Genomic DNA, 18,819 nt, shown 5'->3' on the forward strand with positions numbered 1-18,819 from the left:
GAAATTTCCTATGTTGCATATCTTCTGTCCTCACTGCGGCGAACTGCGCTCCGAAGAGGAATTCCATGCATCCGGCCAGGCGCACATCCCGCGTCCACTGGATCCGAACACCTGCACCGACGAGGAGTGGGGCGACTACATGTTCTTCCGCGACAACCCTCGCGGTCTGCACCACGAGCTGTGGGATCACGTCGCCGGTTGCCGTCAGTACTTCAACGTCACCCGCGACACCGTGACCTACGAGATTCTCGAAACCTACAAGATCGGCACCAAGCCACAATTCACCGACAAGACCGATAGCCCGAAAGCGGCCAGCACGGCTCTGGGAGAGAAGGTATGAGCCAGATCAATCGCCTGTCCAACGGCGGACGGATCGACCGCAACAAAGTCTTGACCTTCACCTTCAACGGCCAGAACTACAAAGGCTTCGAAGGCGATTCCCTGGCCGCTGCACTGCTGGCCAACGGCGTCGACATCATCGGTCGCAGCTTCAAGTATTCCCGTCCGCGCGGCATCTTCGCTGCGGGCGCTGAAGAGCCAAACGCGGTGCTGCAGATCGGCGCCACCGAAGCCACGCAGATCCCGAACGTGCGTGCTACGCAACAGGCGCTGTACCAAGGCCTGGTCGCCACCAGCACCAACGGCTGGCCGAGCGTGAACAACGACATGATGGGGATTCTCGGCAAGGTCGGCGGCAAGCTGATGCCACCGGGCTTCTACTACAAAACCTTCATGTACCCGCAATCGTTCTGGATGACTTACGAGAAGTACATCCGCAAGGCTGCCGGCCTGGGCCGCTCGCCGACCGAGAACGATCCGGACACCTACGACTACATGAACCAGCACTGCGACGTGCTGATCGTCGGCGCCGGCCCTGCTGGCCTGGCCGCTGCACTGGCGGCTGCGCGCAGTGGTGCCCGGGTGATCCTCGCCGATGAGCAGGAAGAGTTCGGCGGCAGCCTGCTCGATTCCCGCGAAAGCCTCGACGGCAAGCCTGCGACTGAGTGGGTCGCCAGCGTCATCGACGAACTGAAGAACACCCCGGACGTGCTGCTGTTGCCGCGCGCCACCGTCAACGGTTACCACGACCACAACTTCCTGACCATTCACGAGCGCCTGACCGATCACCTCGGCGACCGTGCACCGATTGGCCAGGTGCGTCAGCGCATCCACCGGGTCCGCGCCAAGCGTGTGGTGCTGGCGACCGGCGCTCACGAGCGTCCACTGGTCTACGGCAACAACGACGTGCCGGGCAACATGCTCGCCGGCGCCATTTCGACCTACGTGCGCCGTTACGGCGTGGCACCGGGCAAGAAGCTGGTGCTGTCGACCAACAACGACCACGCCTACCGCGTTGCCCTGGATTGGCTCGATGCCAGCCTGCAAGTGGTGGCCATTGCCGACGCCCGCAGCAATCCGCGTGGTGCGCTGGTGGAAGAAGCCCGCGCCAAAGGTATCCGCATCCTCACCGGCAGCGCCGTGATCGAGGCCCGTGGCAGCAAGCACGTGACCGCTGCCCGCGTGGCCGCCATCGATGTCAAGGCGCACACCGTGACCAGCCCTGGCGAATGGCTCGACTGCGACGTGGTGGCCAGCTCCGGTGGCTACAGCCCGGTGGTTCACCTGGCTTCGCACTTGGGTGGCAAGCCGATATGGCGTGAAGACATCCTCGGTTTCGTACCGGGTGAAGCACCGCAGAAACGCGTGTGCGTCGGTGGCATCAACGGCGTCTATGGCCTCGGCGATTCCCTGGCCGACGGTTTTGAAGGAGGCGCTCGCGCCGCCGCTGAAGCCGGGTTCCAGACCGTCGAAGGCTTGCTGCCAAAAGCCCTGAGCCGTCTCGAAGAGCCGACCCTGGCGCTGTTCCAGGTGCCCCATGAAAAGAACACCGCACGGGCACCGAAGCAATTCGTCGACCTGCAAAACGACGTCACCGCCGCCGCTATCGAACTGGCGACCCGTGAAGGTTTCGAGTCGGTCGAGCACGTCAAGCGCTACACCGCGCTGGGCTTCGGCACCGATCAGGGCAAGCTCGGCAACGTCAACGGCCTGGCCATCGCCGCCCGCTCGCTGAACGTGACCATCCCGCAGATGGGCACCACCATGTTCCGTCCGAACTACACGCCGGTGACTTTCGGCGCCGTGGCCGGCCGTCACTGTGGGCACATCTTCGAGCCTGTGCGCTACACCGCCCTGCATCAATGGCACCTGAAAAACGGCGCCGAGTTCGAAGACGTCGGCCAGTGGAAACGTCCGTGGTACTTCCCGAAATCCGGTGAAGACCTGCATGCCGCCGTGAAGCGCGAATGCAAAGCCGTGCGCGACAGCGTCGGCCTGCTGGACGCTTCGACCCTGGGCAAGATTGACATCCAGGGCCCGGACACTCGCGAGTTCCTCAACCGCGTCTACACCAACGCCTGGACCAAGCTCGATGTGGGCAAGGCCCGTTACGGCCTGATGTGCAAAGAAGACGGCATGGTCTTCGACGACGGTGTGACGGCTTGCCTGGCCGACAACCATTTCGTCATGACCACCACCACCGGCGGCGCGGCTCGCGTCCTGCAGTGGCTGGAGCTGTACCACCAGACCGAATGGCCGGACATGAAGGTGTACTTCACCTCCGTGACCGACCACTGGGCAACCATGACCTTGTCCGGGCCGAACAGCCGCAAGCTGCTCAGCGAAGTCACCGACATCGACCTGAGCAACGAAGCCTTCCCGTTCATGACCTGGAAAGAAGGTCTGGTGGGTGGTGTGCCGGCGCGGGTATTCCGGATTTCGTTTACCGGTGAACTGTCGTACGAAGTCAACGTGCAAGCCGACTATGCGATGGGCGTGCTGGAAAAAATCGTCGACGCTGGCAAGAAGTACAACCTGACCCCGTACGGCACTGAAACCATGCACGTGCTGCGGGCCGAGAAGGGCTTCATCATCGTCGGTCAGGACACTGACAGCTCGATGACCCCGGACGACCTGAACATGGGCTGGTGTGTCGGTCGCACCAAACCGTTCTCGTGGATCGGCTGGCGTGGCATGAACCGTGAGGACTGTGTGCGTGATCAGCGCAAACAGCTGGTTGGCCTGAAGCCGATCGATCCGAACAAATGGCTGCCGGAAGGTGCGCAACTGGTGTTCAACACCAAGCAAGCCATCCCGATGACCATGGTCGGTCACGTGACTTCCAGTTACCTGCACAACTCCCTGGGTTATTCGTTCGCCATGGGCGTGGTCAAGGGCGGGTTGCAGCGCATGGGTGAGCGAGTGTTCGCACCGCTGGCCGACGGCAGCGTGATCGAGGCGGAAATCGTTTCTTCGGTGTTCTTCGATCCGAAAGGCGAACGCCAGAACGTGTGATTGCCGGATGTGGTTTTGACTGTAGGAGCCAGCTTGCTGGCGATGAACGATAACGCGGTGCATCTGATACACCGCGTCGTTTGGATCGCCAGCAAGCCGGCTCCTACAGGAGGCGACCGCACTATCAACAGAATTCAAGACAGGTGCTTTATGACCGCAGCCAATGTTTACCAACAACGCCCAACCTCCGGGGCCAAGGCCGAGTCGTCGCTGCATCACGCCGATCTCGCCAGCCTGGTGGGCAAGGGTCGCAAGAACGCCGGCGTGATCGTGCGTGAGAAAAAACTCCTCGGCCACCTGACCATTCGTGGCGATGGCCACGACGCCGCGTTTGCCGCAGGCGTGCACAAAGCCCTGGGCATCGAATTGCCGGGTGCGCTGACTGTCATCGTCAAAGGCGAAACCAGCCTGCAATGGATGGGACCGGATGAGTGGCTGCTGATCGTGCCGACCGGTGAAGAACTGGCCGCCGAGCAGAAACTGCGCGAAGCGCTGGGCGATCTGCACATTGCAATCGTCAACGTCAGCGGTGGCCAGCAAGTCATCGAACTGAGCGGCCCGAACGTGCGCCAGGTGCTGATGAAGTCCACCAGCTACGACGTGCACCCGAACAACTTCCCGGTGGGCAAAGCCGTCGGCACGGTGTTCGCCAAGTCGCAACTGATGATCCGCCACACCGCCGAAGACACCTGGGAACTGCTGATTCGTCGCAGCTTCTCGGATTACTGGTGGCTGTGGTTGCAGGATGCTTCTGCCGAGTATGGGCTTAGCGTTCAGGCCTGATCACACCTGACCCTGTAGGAGCGAGCTTGCTCGCGATGGACTTCAGAGCGACGCGTTGAATCAGGAAGTACGCGTCATCGTTGACCTCCATCGCGAGCAAGCTCGCTCCTACAGGAGGCATCTACCGCATTCAAAGGAGTCACCGCACCATGAGCCGCGCCCCAGACACATGGATTCTGACCGCCGACTGCCCGAGTGTGCTCGGCACCGTGGACGCGGTGACCCGCTTTCTGTTCGAGCAGGGCTGCTACGTCACCGAGCACCATTCCTTCGATGACCGGCTCTCGGGTCGTTTCTTCATTCGAGTGGAGTTCCGTCAACCCGATGGCTTCGACGAACAGTCGTTCCGCGCGGGCCTGGCCGAGCGTGGCGAAGCGTTTGGCATGATCTTCGAACTGACCGCGCCGAACTATCGACCGAAGGTGGTGATCATGGTCTCCAAGGCTGATCACTGCCTCAACGACTTGCTCTACCGCCAGCGCATCGGCCAGTTGTCGATGGATGTGGCCGCCGTGGTCTCCAACCACCCGGACCTCAAGCCGCTGGCCGACTGGCACCAGATTCCGTACTACCACTTCCCGCTGGACCCGAACGACAAACCGTCGCAAGAGCGTCAGGTGTGGCAGGTGATCGAGGAGTCCGGCGCCGAACTGGTGATTCTTGCGCGTTACATGCAGGTGTTGTCGCCGGAACTGTGCCGCAAGCTCGATGGCAAGGCGATCAATATCCACCACTCCCTGCTGCCCGGGTTCAAGGGTGCCAAGCCCTATCACCAGGCCTACAACAAGGGCGTGAAACTGGTGGGCGCCACGGCGCATTACATCAACAACGATCTCGATGAAGGCCCGATCATTGCCCAGGGCGTCGAGGCAGTGGACCACAGCCATTACCCGGAAGACCTGATCGCCAAGGGGCGGGATATCGAAGGGCTGACGTTGGCGCGGGCGGTTGGGTATCACATTGAAAGAAGAGTGTTTTTGAACGCCAATCGCACCGTTGTTCTTTAGGTTTTTGGGGCCGCTTCGCAGCCCATCGCCAGCAAGCCGGCTCCTACAGGATTGCGGTCGGCGCAGCGATCCCTTGTAGGAGCCGGCTTGCTGGCGATGAGGCCCACACGAACAACACAAAACACACAGGCAACACCCAGAGCAATCAACGCGGCGCCGATCCCTGGTGACGCGACCGCTACATAAAAACAACAGCGAGGTGAAAGCATGTCTGGCAATCGTGGTGTGGTGTATCTCGGCGCTGGCAAGGTCGAAGTACAGAAAATCGACTATCCGAAAATGCAGGACCCGCGTGGCAGGAAGATTAACCACGCCGTCATCCTGCGTGTGGTTTCCACCAACATCTGTGGTTCCGACCAGCACATGGTGCGCGGTCGTACCACCGCTCAAACCGGCCTGGTACTGGGCCACGAAATCACCGGCGAAGTGATCGAGAAGGGCAGCGACGTCGAGAACCTGCAGATCGGCGACCTGGTATCCGTACCGTTCAACGTCGCTTGCGGGCGCTGCCGTTCCTGCAAAGAGATGCACACCGGCGTGTGTCTGAGCGTCAACCCGGCGCGTCCGGGTGGTGCCTACGGTTACGTCGACATGGGCGACTGGACCGGTGGCCAGGCCGAATACGCCATGGTGCCGTACGCCGACTTCAACCTGCTGAAACTGCCGGATCGCGAGCGGGCCATGGAAAAAATCCGTGACCTGACTTGCCTCTCCGACATCCTGCCGACCGGCTATCACGGTGCCGTGACCGCCGGCGTTGGTCCTGGCAGCACGGTGTACATCGCCGGTGCCGGTCCGGTCGGTCTGGCGGCGGCCGCATCCGCTCGCCTGCTCGGCGCGGCAGTGGTGATCGTCGGTGACGTCAACACCGTGCGCCTGGCTCACGCCAAGGCCCAGGGCTTCGAGATCGCCGACCTGTCCCTGGACACACCGCTGCACGAACAGATCGCCGCCCTGCTGGGCGAGCCGGAAGTGGATTGCGCCATCGACGCCGTTGGCTTCGAAGCCCGTGGCCATGGCCATGACGGTGTGAAACACGAAGCCCCGGCCACCGTGCTCAACTCGCTGATGGGCGTGGTGCGTGTGGCAGGCAAGATCGGCATTCCCGGCCTCTACGTAACCGAAGACCCGGGTGCTGTCGACGCTGCCGCGAAAATGGGCAGCCTGAGCATTCGCTTCGGTCTGGGCTGGGCCAAGTCCCACAGCTTCCACACCGGCCAGACCCCGGTGATGAAGTACAACCGCGCGCTCATGCAAGCGATCATGTGGGACCGCATCAACATCGCCGAAGTGGTGGGTGTCCAGGTGATCAGCCTGGATCAGGCACCGCAAGGTTATGGCGAGTTCGATGCCGGCGTGCCGAAGAAATTTGTGATCGATCCGCACAAGATGTTCAGCGCGGCGTAAGTCTTCACGCAATACAAAACGGCGACCTTCGGGTCGCCGTTTTTTTTGAGCTGTAAATCAGATCTGGTGATCGACATAACCTTGTGGCGAGGGAGCTTGCTCCCGCTGGGCTGCGGAGCGGCCCTGAATCCTGGGTATGGGGTATATCAGCTGTACCGTGGTGGATCGTTTGCGACGGCTGCGCCGCCGAGCGGGAGCAAGCTCCCTCGCCACAGGAAAGATTTATCGCCTTCAGAGCGTCGCCAATGCCCCTTGATACAACACCGGCCCCGTTGGCTGTCCGGTCGGCGAACCACCCTTCGGTTCGAGGCTGACCGCCAGCGCAATCGGTTTACCGATCAGCGCTTTCTGCGCGTCGCTCAGCTCAACTTTGCCTTTGCCGCCCGCCGGGATCACGCCAAGGGAAATGGGTTTGCCGTCCGCCGGGATCGCCCACAACTCCAGGCTTTGCCCCGGTTCTATCGCTGCCAGTGTCAGCGGCTCAACTTGCAGGTAGTCGGCATGGGCAAGAACACGCAACGCCGGTTGGGCGTCGGCGCCGGCCAGGGTCGCGCTGTAGTGGGCATCGTCGCGGGTGTAGATCACACCAAGGGTCAAGGCGATCAGCAGCGAGCAAACCGCCGCCGTCACTCGCAGCCAATTCCAGAACGGCCGTTTCGCCGGCACATGCAATTCTTGCGGGTCGATCCGCGCGGTAATGCCTTGCCAGACGCGATCCGGTACCGGCTGCTCCGGCAGGGCGTCGGTCAGGCTGGCCAGGCTTTCCTGCCAATGCGCCAGTTCCGCGCGCAAGGTCGTATCTTCCAGCAACAGCTGTTCGAAACGCCGGCGCGCGGTGGCGGGCATCAGGCCAATGGCATAGTCGGCGGCGAGGGCGCGGCGCAGGGTCGGGGTTCGATAGTTCATGATTCAAGGCACCTGCGCAGGCGTTCCATGCCGCGGCGAATCCAGGATTTCACCGAGCCCAGCGGCGCGGCCAGGTGTTCGGCCAGTTCCGAGCATGACAGCCCCTGAAAATAGGCGACGGTAATCGACTGGCGCTGCATGCCTTCGAGGCTATCCAGGCAGCGGCTCAAGGCGCTGGCGTCGCGGGCACTGGCCAGTTGCTCGTGGGCCGATGGGCTTTCATCCACGAGCATCTGTTCTTCGAGATCGTTCAATGGCCGATCGCGATGTTTGCGCAACTGGTCGATGGCCTGGTGACGGGTAATGTTGATCATCCAGGTCAACGGTGCCGACAAATGCGCTTCGTAGCGCGATGCATTGTTCCAGATGCGCACGAAGCTCTCTTGCAGCACCTCTTCGGCCAGGTCCGGCCGACCCATGAAGCGCAGCGCTACCCCGTGCAGACGCGGGCCGACGCTGCGGTACAGCGTCTCGAACGCGCGGCGGTCGCCCAGTGAACACTGGGCCAGCAGTTGCCTGAGCTGATCGGCGTCGGTGATGGGAATAGCGGTTCTCCCGGAAAGCGGGGCAAGGGGCCGGTTGCAGGCAGAGGTTAGTTCACGGTGCGCAGTTGTTCCATTCACGGCGAACACCCCCGGGAGTACCGCCGGCCCCGAAGCGCGGGGACGGCGGTATGGCTCAGCTTTTCGGCATCAGCACCTTGTCGATGACCTGTATCACCCCGTTGGACTGGTACACGTCATAGGTGGTGATGTCAGCGACATCGCCCTTTTCATCCTTGATGGTGATGTTGTGCGGGCCGTTCATCATTGCCCACAGTTTGCCGCCGGCAACCGTCGTCAGTTCGGCCTTGCCACCACCGGCCCTGATCTTCTCGGCCAGGGTCATCATGTCGAGTTTTCCGGCGACCACGTGGTAGGTGAGGAGGTGGGTCAGCGTGGCCTTGTTGGCCGGTTTGAGCAGGGTGTCGACGGTACCGGCGGGCAGGGCGGTGAAGGCCGAATTGACCGGGGCGAACACGGTGAACGGGCCTTTACCCTTGAGGGTATCGACCAGGCCGGCGGCTTTTACCGCGGCGACCAGGGTGGTGTGATCGGCGGAGTTCACCGCGTTATCGACGATGTCCTTGCTCGGTAGCATGGTCTGGCCACCGACCATGACGGCGTCGTGGCCCATGTCCGCCGCTAGCGCGGTGTTCAGGACGAGTCCGCCACCAAGGGCCAGGGTCAGCAGGCTGGCAATCAATGGCGCTTTGATCGAAGTGCGTTTCATGGTGATGATCCTTGTGATGAGAATCGGCCAGGAGTGTCTGTCCGTGCTTGATATACGCAGAAGGCGCAAGACTGGATGCAGGGCGCGGGAACTTTTTCCTGTAGGAGCGAGCTTGCTCGCGATGGACTCCAGGCCAACGCGTTAATCCAGGAAGTACGCGTTATCGTTAACGTTCATCGCGAGCGAGCTCGCTCCTACAGGGGGGCTGGGAACAATCCTCGGGGATTCCAGTCCAATGCACAGTTTTTCGCCGCCCATTGCCGGGCGGTGTTCATAGAGGATGTCTGAATGAAGGTTTTACGCGGTTTTGCCCTGGCATCGCTCTTGACCCTGGCGGTCAGCCCGGCCTTTGCACAGTTCAACCTGAGCGATGCGGCCAGCGCGATTGCGGGCATGCAGGGCGGTGACGCGGCTGCGACTGCCGCACCAACGCCGCAGACAGCCGACCTGCTGAGCACGCTCAGTCAATTGAACATCACCCCACAGCAAGCCGTCGGCGGTGCCGGGGCGATGCTGGGGCTGGCGAAGAATCAGTTGAGTTCGACCGATTACTCGGAACTGGCCAAAAGCGTGCCGGGCATCGACATGCTCTCGGGCGGCGGTGAGTTGGGCGCGCTGGCCGGCCTGCTCGGTTCCAGCGGCAAAGCGGCAGGGCTGGATAACGCCCTGGGCAACGTCAAGGACACCAACGACCTGAACAACGCCTTCAGCGCCCTGGGCATGGACAGCGGCATGATCGGCCAGTTTGCTCCGGTGCTCCTGCAATACTTCGGCCAACAGGGCGTCGGCGGTTCGTTGCTGGGCAGCCTGGGCAGCATCTGGGGTGCCGGCACCGACGGTAGCTGATTCAGCGAGACTCGGCGCGCAAGGCGTCGATGCGCTGGTCCTTCTCGATCCAGAGCTGGTTGACCCAGTTCTGGATTTTTTCGCGAAACAGCGGATCGTTTTCGTAATCGCCCTGCCACAGCGTCGGGTCGAGTTCGCGGGTCTTTATGTCGATGATGACCCTTGGCACATTGCCGCTGATCAAGTCCCAGAACCCCGGAATCTTCTGCTGCGGGTAAACCACTGTCACATCGAGAACGGCGTCCAGTTGTTCGCCCATCGCAGCCAGCACAAAGGCCACCCCGCCGGCCTTGGGCTTGAGCAGATGAGTGAATGGCGACTGCTGTTGAGCGCTTTTCACTGCAGTGAAGCGCGTACCTTCCAGATAGTTGACCACCGTCACCGGTTGGCGCTTGAACAGCTCGCAGGCTTGTCTGGTGATCTCCAGATCCTTGCCCGCCAGTTCCGGGTGCTTGGCCAGGAACGCCTTGCTGTAGCGCTTCATGAACGGGTAATCCAGCGCCCACCACGCCAGGCCGAGGAAAGGCACCCAGATCAGCTCTTTCTTGAGGAAGAATTTGAAGAACGGCGTGCGCCGGTTCAGCGTCTGGATCAGCGCCGGGATGTCGCCCCAGGATTGATGGTTGCTGATCACCAGATACGAGGTATCGCGGCGCAGATCGTCACCGCCACGGATGTCCCATTGGGTGGGGATACACAGGCGGAAAATCAGCTTGTCGAATTCCGACCAGGTCTCGGCGATCCACATCACCGCCCATGAGGCGTAATCGCGAAAGCGGCCGGGCAGGATCAGTTTGAGCAGGGCAAACACCATCAACGGCCCGATCAGGACCAGGGTATTGAGCAAAAGCAGCAGGGTCACGAAACAGCCGGTGAGCAGGCGGCGCATAAATCACTCGTGCAAGCGGTTGGGCGCGCCATGATAAGCAGCTTCGGGCGACAGGCCAAATCGGCGGTGACGAATGTTTCACTTTTGCGGCGTTATGCTGGGGCGAAATCGGATCGGCCATAGTGTTGCAGTGTTTGATCTGGCCTCTTCGCGGGCAAGCCCGCTCCCACAGGTGGTTCACTGCAGTCCATTGTGGGAGCGGGCTTGCTCGCGAAGCGAACTCAAGGCGAACGAATAGCGGGCTGACTGTCTAAAATCCCGCGATCGACGCCCATATTCCCAAGGAAGCCCATTACGTGAAATCCCTCCTTGCAGTGCTCTCCCTTATCGCCCTGCCGGTCATGGCCGCCGAGCCGACCCTGTACGGGCGTTACGAATACATCGCCCTGCCGGAAATCGGCGGGCAAGTCCTCAAGGCCAAAATGGACACCGGCGCCCTGACCGCGTCGCTGTCGGCCAGGGACATCGAAACCTTCAAGCGTGGCGGTGAAGACTGGGTGCGCTTCCGCCTCGGCACCAAGGATGCGAGCAACCAGGTCTACGAACACAAGGTCGCGCGCATCAGCAAGATCAAGACCCGTTCCGAAGAGGACGAAGAGGACAACGAAGTCGTCGCGCCGACGAAGCGCCCGGTGGTCGATCTGGAACTGTGCCTGGGCAACGTCAAGCGCACCGTGGAGGTCAACCTCACCGACCGCAGCAGCTTCAACTACCCGTTGCTGATTGGCGCCAAGGCCTTGCGTGAGTTTGGCGCTGCGGTGAATCCGGCTCGGCGGTTTACGGCGGACAAGCCCGATTGCTGATTGACGGGGTCTGAGGCTTGGGGCACCGTTCGCCCACATCCCTGCCGGGCTAGGACGCCATGCCTCATATCCTGATTGTCGAAGACGAAGCGGCCATTGCCGACACCCTGATTTTCGCCCTGCAAGGCGAGGGCTTCAGCACTACCTGGCTGAGCCTCGGCGCGGCGGCGCTGGAGCATCAGCGCCAGACCCCGGCCGATCTGATCATTCTCGATATCGGCCTGCCGGACATCAGTGGCTTCGAAACCTGCAAGCAACTGCGGCGCTTCAGCGAAGTGCCGGTGATGTTCCTCAGTGCCCGGGATGGCGAGATCGATCGCGTCGTGGGCCTGGAAATCGGCGCGGATGATTACGTGGTCAAGCCGTTCAGCCCCCGGGAGGTGGCGGCGCGGGTTCGGGCGATTCTCAAGCGCATGGCGCCCCGCCCGGTGAGCGAACCGTCGACGGAGCTGTTCCGCATCGATGGCGAACGTGTGCAAATCAGTTATCGCGGTCAACTGCTGACCCTGACCCGCCATGAATTCCGCCTGCTGCAATGCCTGCTGGAGCAGCCCGAACGCGTCTTCAGCCGCGAACAGTTACTCGATGCGGTGGGCGTGGCCGCCGACGCCGGTTACGAGCGCAGCATCGACAGCCACATCAAGAGTGTGCGCGCCAAGTTGCGATTGGTGAAGGCCGATGCCGAACCGATCCAAACCCACCGAGGCCTCGGCTACAGCTACAACCCGGGACACAGCTGATGCCGCTGGGAATCCGGATTTTCCTGGTCTACGCCCTGTTCATTGGCCTGACGGGCTACTTTGTGCTCAACACGGTCATGCAAGAGATCCGCCCCGGCGTTCGCCAGTCCACCGAAGAAACCCTGGTCGATACTGCCAACCTGATGGCCGAGATCCTGCGCGATGACTTCAAGGCCGGCACCCTCAACCAGAGCCGCTGGCCGGAGCTACTCAAGGCCTATGGTGAGCGCCAGCCTGCGGCGAAAATCTGGGGCTTGCCGAAGAACCAGGTCAACCACCGCATCTACGTCACTGACGCCAAGGGTATCGTCGTGCTGGATTCCAGCGGGGCGGCGGTGGGGCAGGACTATTCGCGCTGGAATGACGTGTACCTGACCCTGCGCGGTGAATACGGTGCTCGTTCCACGCGCAGCGACCCGAACGATCCGGGGTCTTCGGTGATGCACGTCGGTGCGCCGATTCGCGACAGCGGCCAGATCATCGGCGTGGTCTCCGTGGCCAAGCCCAACAGTTCGCTACAGCCTTATGTGGATCGCACCGAACGCCGATTGCTCGCCTATGGCGCCGGACTGATCGGACTCGGTTTGCTGTTCGGCGCAGTGTTGTCCTGGTGGCTGAGTCGCGCCCTGCGCAAATTGACGGCGTATGCTCAAGGCGTCAGTGAGGGCCGGCGGGTTGAAGTGCCGCACTATCGTGGCGGTGAACTGGATCAGTTGGCCACGGCGGTGGAGCAGATGCGCACGCAGCTTGAGGGCAAGGCCTATGTCGAGCGTTACGTGCACACCTTGACCCATGAGCTGAAGAGTCCGCTGGCAGCAATTCGTGGCGCGGCGGAACTGTTGCAAGGCGATATGCCTCCGGCTCAGCGGCAACGCTTCGTCGGCAACATCGACAGCGAAAGTGCGCGCATGCAGCAGTTGATCGAGCGCTTGCTGAATCTGGCGCTAGTCGAACAGCGCCAGGGCCTGGAGGAACGCGTCGACGTGCCGCTGGCGGCATTGGTGAGTGAATTGCTGAGTGCCCAGGCGGCGCGAATCGAAACCCGTCAGTTGCAGGTGGAGCAGACGATTGCCGCCGATCTGACGCTCAGTGGCGAGCCGTTCCTGTTGCGGCAAGCACTGGGCAACCTGTTGGAAAACGCCCTGGACTTCACCCCGCCCCAAGGCTTGGTGCGCCTCAGTGCCCAACGAATGGACGGTCAGGTCGAGTTCAAACTGTTCAATCAGGCCGAGGCCATTCCAGACTATGCGTTGCCAAGGTTGAGCGAGCGTTTCTACTCACTGCCGAGGCCGGACAGCGGGCGCAAAAGCACCGGGCTTGGGCTGAACTTTGTCGAGGAAGTGGTCAAGCTGCATGGCGGCACCCTGAGCATCGGGAATGTCGACGGCGGAGTGCAAGTGACAGTGCGCCTGCCTTAGGGCTGACCCAGTCTCCACAAAGTCTCCACATTCCCTCCATTCATTCCTCACACAGCCAACCCAGACTTTCCCCATCCAAAACAGGGAGAGTCCCATGAACCGTAGCCTGACCCTAAAACTCGGGGCAATTGCCCTGTTGATTCTGTTGTTGCTGATCCCGCTTCTGATGATCAACGGCGTGATACGTGACCGTCAGCAACTGCGCGACGGCGTGCTCGACGACATCGCCCGCAGTTCCAGCTTCAGCCAGCAAGTCAGCGGTCCGTTGATGGTGGTGCCGTATCGCAAAGTGGTGCGCACCTGGAAGACCCGAGAAAAAACCAACGAGCGTTATCAGGACATCAGCGAAGAGCGCGGTCGTCTGTATTTCCTGCCGGAACGCTTCGAACTCGACGGCCAGGTGCAGACCGAGTTGCGTTCCCGGGGGATTTACCAGGCGCGGCTGTTTCATGCCGACAATCGCATCAGTGGGCATTTTTCGCTGCCGGCGCGGCTCGGTATCAAGGAGGACTTTGCCGATTACCGGTTCGATCAGCCGTTCCTCGCCGTTGGCATCAGCGATATCCGTGGTATCGAAAATGCCTTGAAACTCGAACTCGACGGCCAGAGCCTGGACTTCATTCCCGGTAGCCAGGTCGGCTGGCTGGGTGAGGGCGTGCACGTGACGCTGCCGGCGCTGAATACAGAGCAGGCTGCGGAACTGGATTTCGGGTTTGACCTGCGCCTGCAAGGCACGGGCGTATTGCAGGTATTGCCGGTGGGTAAAACCAGCACAGTCTCGTTGAGTGCCGACTGGCCTCACCCAAGCTTCATCGGCAACTATCTGCCGGCCCAGCGTAAAGTCACCGATCAGGGGTTCACCGCCAACTGGCAGGCGTCGTTCTTCTCTACCAATTTGCAGGAGGCCTTGAGCAGTTGCGTCACTGGCGGTGACTGCGCAGCCTTCAGCGGCCGCAGCTTCGGGGTGAGCTTCATCGACCCGGTGGATCAGTACCTGAAAAGCGACCGGGCGATCAAGTACGCGCTGCTGTTCATCGTCCTGACGTTCGCCGGTTTTTTCCTCTTCGAAGTACTGAAAAGCCTGGCCGTACACCCGGTGCAATACGCACTGGTGGGTGTGGCGCTGGCGTTCTTTTACCTGCTGTTGCTGTCGTTGTCCGAACACATCGGTTTTGGCCTGGCGTATCTGTTGTCGGCGGCTGGTTGCGTGTCGTTGATCGGTTTTTATGTGTGCCATGTCCTGCGCAGCGTCGTGAACGGGTTAAGTTTCTCCGCAGGGCTGGCGGCGTTGTACGGACTGCTTTATGGCGTGTTGAGCGCCGAGGATTACGCGCTGCTGATGGGCTCATTGCTGCTGTTCGGTCTGTTGGGCGTGTTCATGGTGCTGACCCGCAAGCTGGACTGGTACGGGATCGGACAGAAAACGGCCAAGCCTGTGGCGTTTGATGTGGGAGCGGTGGAATGAGCCGGTCGTTGGGGTTGCGCGAGGATCAGCGAGAAGGGAGGGTGTTGGCGACGCTGGTTGCCGGGTTGTTTGCGTTAGATCCAGCTCGCTCCCACATGAGGCCACAGTCAAAGGTGGGAGTGAGCCTGCTCGCGAACAGGCCAGTACCGTCAGCGAAGATTTAAACCTTGGGCATCGTCGCAATCATCGAAGGCCGCTGGCTCACTTCGAAATACCACGCCGCCAACTGCGGGTTCACCGTGCGCCAATCCAGATCCGGATGGCGCAGGTCCAGGTAACCCAGTGCACAGGCCACACTGATCGCGGCCACGTCGAAGTGGCAAGTCAGTTCGGCAATCGCGTCCTTTTCCAGCAATGCCAGGGCACGGCGGATCTTGTCGCGCTGGCCCTCGAGCCATTCGTCCCAGTGTTTTTCCGGGGCGCGCAGGGCGACTTCGTAGCGCACCAGCACGGCTGCGTCCATGATCCCGTCGGCCAGCGAAGCGAGCGTCAGGCGCCGCCAGCGAGCCGAGCCTTCGCGGGGGATCAGCGGGTTGCCGACGTGCTGCTGATCGAGGTAGTCGAGGATGACTCGGCTGTCATGGATGATGTTGCCGTCGGCCAGGCGCAGGGCCGGGATCTTGCCCAGGGGGTTGTCTTCGATCAGCGTGAGGTCGGGATTGACCGGGGTGAGTACGCTGGTCTGCAACGCCACGCGGTCTTGCTGACCGGTTTCGTGCAGCAGCACCATGACTTTGCGAACGAAGGGGGAAAGGGGGTTGTGGTACAGGGTCATGCTCGGGGCGGACATGGCAGCGTCTCGATCGGTGGCGGTGTCACGCAGCATAACGTGTGGATGCGATAGCTCAAGATCACCGTCATCTGTAGGAGCGAGCCTGCTCGCGAAAAACCTGAGGGCGCCGCGTGGTGTCAGGTGCCCAGCGTCATCGTTAACGACCTTCGCGAGCAGGCTCGCTCCTACAGGGGTTGTGTTTTAGCTGGCAGGTTGCAGTGTCTGCCCGGCTTGCGGCCCCGAAACAGCCTGCGGCTTGATCTCACGGGCCACGGTCCAGACGATGAACGCAGCGACGATGTCGAAAATCGCCAGCACCACGAACAGCGGGCTGTAGCCGATCTTGGTCACCATCACGCCAAACACCAGGGTGAACGCGGCCGCGCCCAGGTAACCGAACATGCCGCCCATGCCGGTGGCGGTGGCCACTTCGTTCTTGCCGAACGAGTCAGAGGTGATCGCATACAGCGCGCCGGACAAGGTCTGGTGGGCGAAGCCGCCGATGCACAGCAGCGCAATCGCAGTGTAGGGGCTGGCGACCAGGCCGATGCAGGCCGGGCCGATCATGCACGAGGCGCCGAACAGCAGGACCATCTTGCGCGAGGTGAACAACGACACGTTGCAGTACTTGTGGAAGAGCGGGCTCAGGTAACCGCCGAGCACGCAGCCGAGGTCGGCGGCGAGGAACGGCAGCCAGGCGAACATCGCGATCTCTTTGATGTTCATGTGTCGTTCGGTCATCAGGTACAGCGGAATCCACGCGTTGAAGGTCTGCCAGGCCGGCTCGGAGAGCATGCGCGCACTGGCGATGGCGTAGAAGTTGCGGCTGCCGATGATCTTTTTCCAGCTGCCTTTTTGCTTGGCCGTGTCTTTGAAGTGATCTTCCTGACCGCTGAGGATGTAGTCGCGTTCTTCGTCGCTCAGGCGCTTCTGGTCCCGTGGGTGCTTGTAGAGAATCATCCACAGGAACGTCCAGGCCACGCCCAAACCACCGACGATCAGGAACGCCAGTTCCCAGCCGCTGTGCAGAATCGCCCAGACCACCAGCGGCGGCGCCAGCACGGCACCAATCGACGAGCCGATGTTGAACCAGCCGATGGCCACCGAACGTTCTTTGGCCGGGAACCATTCAGTCGACGTCTTGACCGCCGCCGGCAACCCCGCCGCTTCGGTCAGGCCAAGCAGGCCGCGGACAAAGGCCAGGCCCTGCCAACCGGTCGCCAGGGCTGCCAGCGCGCAGGCAATCGACCAGGCAAAGGCGAAAATGGCGAAGCCCATTTTGGTGCCGATGGCATCGATGATGTAGCCGGCCACCGGTTGCATCAGTGCATAGCACACCTGCCAGGCGACGACGATGTGCGAGTACTGCTCGGTGGAGATGTTCATTTCGCTCATCAGGGTCGGAGCGGCCACTGACAGGGTATTGCGAGCCAGGTAGTTGACCATCAGGCCGGCCGTCACCAGGCCGACCATCCACCAGCGGATGCCTTTGACTTTCATCACTTCACCATCATTTTTTTGGATTTATTTTTGGTGCCGCATTTGTTGTAGGTTGTCGTACAACATGCGTCTTTATAGGAGCGCAAGGGTAAAACTGTCAACAGATATGTCAGAGGATTTGCTGGGAGAGGCGACGGGCGGGGAGTGTTGTCATCGTATGACTGGCGAATACTTGAGACTTGTCACGGGACCTGTGGGAGCGGGCTTGCTCGCGAAAGCGGTGTGTCAGTCGCCATTGATGTTGGTAGACACACCGCATTCGCGAGCAAACCCGCCCCCACAAGGGGTCAGCGGCGTTGCAAGAGACCGCGCAGCCCTAGAATGGCGGGGATCCCCAAGCCCACCCAGCTCAGCGAATCCCATACCCCATCCCCGAGCAGCGCGGCAAACAACCCTGCCGCGCTGAGCAGCGCGATTCCGGTTGGAATGGCAAAGACTTTCCAGAAGTTCGACTGCCGGGGCTTCATGCCGCGCTCTCCGCTTTTTCCAGCACTGGCCGCGCAGCCTTGCGCCGCACTACCCACAAGTACACCCCGCTGCCGAGCACGATGATGGTCAGCACATCGAGGGTCGCCCAGAGGATTTGCATCGGCATTCCGCCGTAGTCTCCGAAGTGCAGAGGCTGCGACATGCCCATGGCGTCCATGTACCACGGTCGTTCGGCCACGGCAGTGACTTGCAGGGTGCTGGCGTCGATCAGTACCGGGGTCAACAGGTGCGAGGTCAGGTGCGTGCTGCCTTTCATGAACACCGCGTAATGGTGCTCGCTGGAAAACCGCGTGCCGGGGAACGCGATGAAGTCCGGCTGCATGCCCGGCGCGACATCCTTGGCGATGTCGAGCAAACGGGTGGCCGGCGCCAGTTGCGTCAGCGGCGGCGCGTCGCGGTAGGGAGCGACCATGGCGCTCAGGCTGTCGTTGCGCCAGGCGGCAATGATCAGGTCGGCGCAGGCACTGATCACGCCGGTCACGCCAACCACCAGGGCCCAGGTCAAGGTCACCACACCGATCAGGTTATGCAGGTCGAGCCAGCGCAGGCGCGTGGATTTGTCCTGGCGCACGGTGGCGAACTTCAAGCGGCGCATGAACGGCAGGTACAGCACCGTGCCGGAAACGATCGCCACCACGAACAGAATCCCCATGAACGCCAGCAGCAACTTGCCCGGCAGTCCGGCGAACATGTCCACGTGCAGGCGCAGCATGGTCAGCATGAAACCGCCGTTGGCCGACGGCGTTTCCAGTGCTTCACCGGTGCGAGCGTCGAGCATGAAGGTGTGGGACGAGTTCGGCTCGGTACCGGCGGTGGCGGCCATGATCGTCAGCACGGCATTGGGCTCATCGTCTTCGAAGCCGAAGTACTGCATGACTTCACCGGGACGGTGTTTTTCGGCCGCTTCTACCAACTGCTGCAAATTCAGGCGTGGAGTGTCCGCCGGCATCTCCTTCACTTGCGGCGCATCGCCCAGCAAGTGGTCGATCTCGTGGTGAAAGATCAACGGCAGGCCGGTCAGTGCCAGCAGTAACAGGAACACCGTACAAATCAGGCTGGTCCAGGTGTGGATCGTGGACCAGCGGCGGATTGTTTTACTTTTCATTTCAAAGCCTTCAGAAAAACCAAGGCCGTCCACGAAGGACGGCCTGGTCATTGGGCGTGTCAG

At 61.5% G+C, this 18,819-nt stretch carries 18 protein-coding genes; 10 read left to right on the forward strand and 8 right to left on the reverse strand.

The window, feature by feature from the left end; genetic code table 11:
* Positions 1-10 precede the first annotated feature (10 nt).
* The 5 genes from KGA88_RS06950 to fdhA all read left to right on the forward strand — a co-directional run bounded on the left by KGA88_RS06950 (position 11) and on the right by fdhA (position 6,551).
* The gene (locus KGA88_RS06950; protein WP_046039383.1) at positions 11-340 is read left to right on the forward strand and encodes a sarcosine oxidase subunit delta; all 330 of its coding nucleotides are present in this window, start codon (positions 11-13) and stop codon (positions 338-340) included.
* Positions 337-3,354 (forward strand): sarcosine oxidase subunit alpha, encoded by a 3,018-nt coding sequence (locus KGA88_RS06955; RefSeq protein WP_223589817.1) that lies wholly within the window; start codon positions 337-339, stop codon positions 3,352-3,354. Before KGA88_RS06950 ends, KGA88_RS06955 begins: the two co-directional genes overlap by 4 nt.
* Before the next feature lie 150 nt (positions 3,355-3,504).
* Positions 3,505-4,137 carry a sarcosine oxidase subunit gamma gene (locus KGA88_RS06960; protein WP_110663341.1) on the forward strand — a complete coding sequence of 211 codons (633 nt, stop codon included), beginning with the start codon at positions 3,505-3,507 and terminating at the stop codon, positions 4,135-4,137.
* 149 nt (positions 4,138-4,286) lie between these two features.
* On the forward strand, positions 4,287-5,144 hold the full coding sequence (gene purU, locus KGA88_RS06965) for a formyltetrahydrofolate deformylase (protein WP_007981374.1): 858 nt from the start codon (positions 4,287-4,289) through the stop codon (positions 5,142-5,144).
* 207 nt (positions 5,145-5,351) lie between these two features.
* Positions 5,352-6,551, forward strand: a complete 1,200-nt coding sequence (gene fdhA / locus KGA88_RS06970) for a formaldehyde dehydrogenase, glutathione-independent (protein ID WP_223589819.1) — start codon at positions 5,352-5,354, stop codon at positions 6,549-6,551.
* Positions 6,552-6,782: 231 nt separating this feature from the next.
* Here the strand turns inward: fdhA and KGA88_RS06975 are convergent, their stop codons facing one another.
* The 3 genes from KGA88_RS06975 to KGA88_RS06985 are packed head-to-tail and all read right to left on the reverse strand — an operon-like array spanning position 6,783 to position 8,729.
* On the reverse strand, positions 6,783-7,457 hold the full coding sequence (locus tag KGA88_RS06975) for an anti-sigma factor domain-containing protein (protein WP_223589822.1): 675 nt from the start codon (positions 7,455-7,457) through the stop codon (positions 6,783-6,785).
* Positions 7,454-8,080, reverse strand: coding sequence for a sigma-70 family RNA polymerase sigma factor (locus tag KGA88_RS06980; RefSeq protein ID WP_223589824.1), 627 nt, complete (start codon positions 8,078-8,080; stop codon positions 7,454-7,456). The genes KGA88_RS06975 and KGA88_RS06980 overlap by 4 nt, the downstream gene beginning before the upstream one ends.
* A gap of 55 nt (positions 8,081-8,135) precedes the next feature.
* Positions 8,136-8,729, reverse strand: coding sequence for a fasciclin domain-containing protein (locus tag KGA88_RS06985; RefSeq protein WP_223589826.1), 594 nt, complete (start codon positions 8,727-8,729; stop codon positions 8,136-8,138).
* A gap of 288 nt (positions 8,730-9,017) precedes the next feature.
* Here KGA88_RS06985 and KGA88_RS06990 point away from each other — a divergent pair, with 288 nt between their 5' ends.
* On the forward strand, positions 9,018-9,575 hold the full coding sequence (locus tag KGA88_RS06990; RefSeq protein ID WP_223589828.1) for a DUF2780 domain-containing protein: 558 nt from the start codon (positions 9,018-9,020) through the stop codon (positions 9,573-9,575).
* A gap of 1 nt (position 9,576) precedes the next feature.
* On the opposite strand, the gene KGA88_RS06995 is transcribed toward KGA88_RS06990, so the two are convergent.
* Complete coding sequence (locus KGA88_RS06995; RefSeq protein WP_223589830.1) at positions 9,577-10,464, reverse strand: acyltransferase; 888 nt, start codon at positions 10,462-10,464, stop codon at positions 9,577-9,579.
* A 296-nt stretch (positions 10,465-10,760) separates the two neighbouring features.
* On the opposite strand from KGA88_RS06995, the gene KGA88_RS07000 reads away from it, so the two are divergent.
* From KGA88_RS07000 to creD, 4 genes are all read left to right on the forward strand, one after another.
* The gene (locus tag KGA88_RS07000) at positions 10,761-11,267 is read left to right on the forward strand and encodes an ATP-dependent zinc protease (RefSeq protein ID WP_110660141.1); all 507 of its coding nucleotides are present in this window, start codon (positions 10,761-10,763) and stop codon (positions 11,265-11,267) included.
* Between the two features lie 59 nt (positions 11,268-11,326).
* Positions 11,327-12,007 (forward strand): two-component system response regulator CreB, encoded by a 681-nt coding sequence (gene creB / locus KGA88_RS07005; protein ID WP_110660142.1) that lies wholly within the window; start codon positions 11,327-11,329, stop codon positions 12,005-12,007.
* Entirely contained in the window at positions 12,007-13,425 is a 1,419-nt protein-coding gene (creC, locus tag KGA88_RS07010; RefSeq protein ID WP_110660143.1) for a two-component system sensor histidine kinase CreC, read from the forward strand. Before creB ends, creC begins: the two co-directional genes overlap by 1 nt.
* Positions 13,426-13,519: 94 nt before the next feature.
* Positions 13,520-14,890 carry a cell envelope integrity protein CreD gene (gene creD, locus KGA88_RS07015; RefSeq protein ID WP_223589832.1) on the forward strand — a complete coding sequence of 457 codons (1,371 nt, stop codon included), beginning with the start codon at positions 13,520-13,522 and terminating at the stop codon, positions 14,888-14,890.
* Between the two features lie 160 nt (positions 14,891-15,050).
* On the opposite strand, the gene KGA88_RS07020 is transcribed toward creD, so the two are convergent.
* The 4 genes from KGA88_RS07020 to KGA88_RS07035 all read right to left on the reverse strand — a co-directional run bounded on the left by KGA88_RS07020 (position 15,051) and on the right by KGA88_RS07035 (position 18,756).
* On the reverse strand, positions 15,051-15,680 hold the full coding sequence (locus KGA88_RS07020) for a glutathione S-transferase (RefSeq protein ID WP_181432053.1): 630 nt from the start codon (positions 15,678-15,680) through the stop codon (positions 15,051-15,053).
* 183 nt (positions 15,681-15,863) lie between these two features.
* Complete coding sequence (locus tag KGA88_RS07025; protein ID WP_223589835.1) at positions 15,864-17,162, reverse strand: MFS transporter; 1,299 nt, start codon at positions 17,160-17,162, stop codon at positions 15,864-15,866.
* A 287-nt stretch (positions 17,163-17,449) separates the two neighbouring features.
* Entirely contained in the window at positions 17,450-17,629 is a 180-nt protein-coding gene (locus KGA88_RS07030; protein ID WP_223589837.1) for a hypothetical protein, read from the reverse strand.
* On the reverse strand, positions 17,626-18,756 hold the full coding sequence (locus KGA88_RS07035; RefSeq protein ID WP_223589840.1) for a PepSY-associated TM helix domain-containing protein: 1,131 nt from the start codon (positions 18,754-18,756) through the stop codon (positions 17,626-17,628). The genes KGA88_RS07030 and KGA88_RS07035 overlap by 4 nt, the downstream gene beginning before the upstream one ends.
* Positions 18,757-18,819 lie beyond the last annotated feature (63 nt).

Origin of the sequence: Pseudomonas sp. A-R-19 (assembly GCF_019956575.1) — a bacterium.
GTDB lineage: Bacteria > Pseudomonadota > Gammaproteobacteria > Pseudomonadales > Pseudomonadaceae > Aquipseudomonas.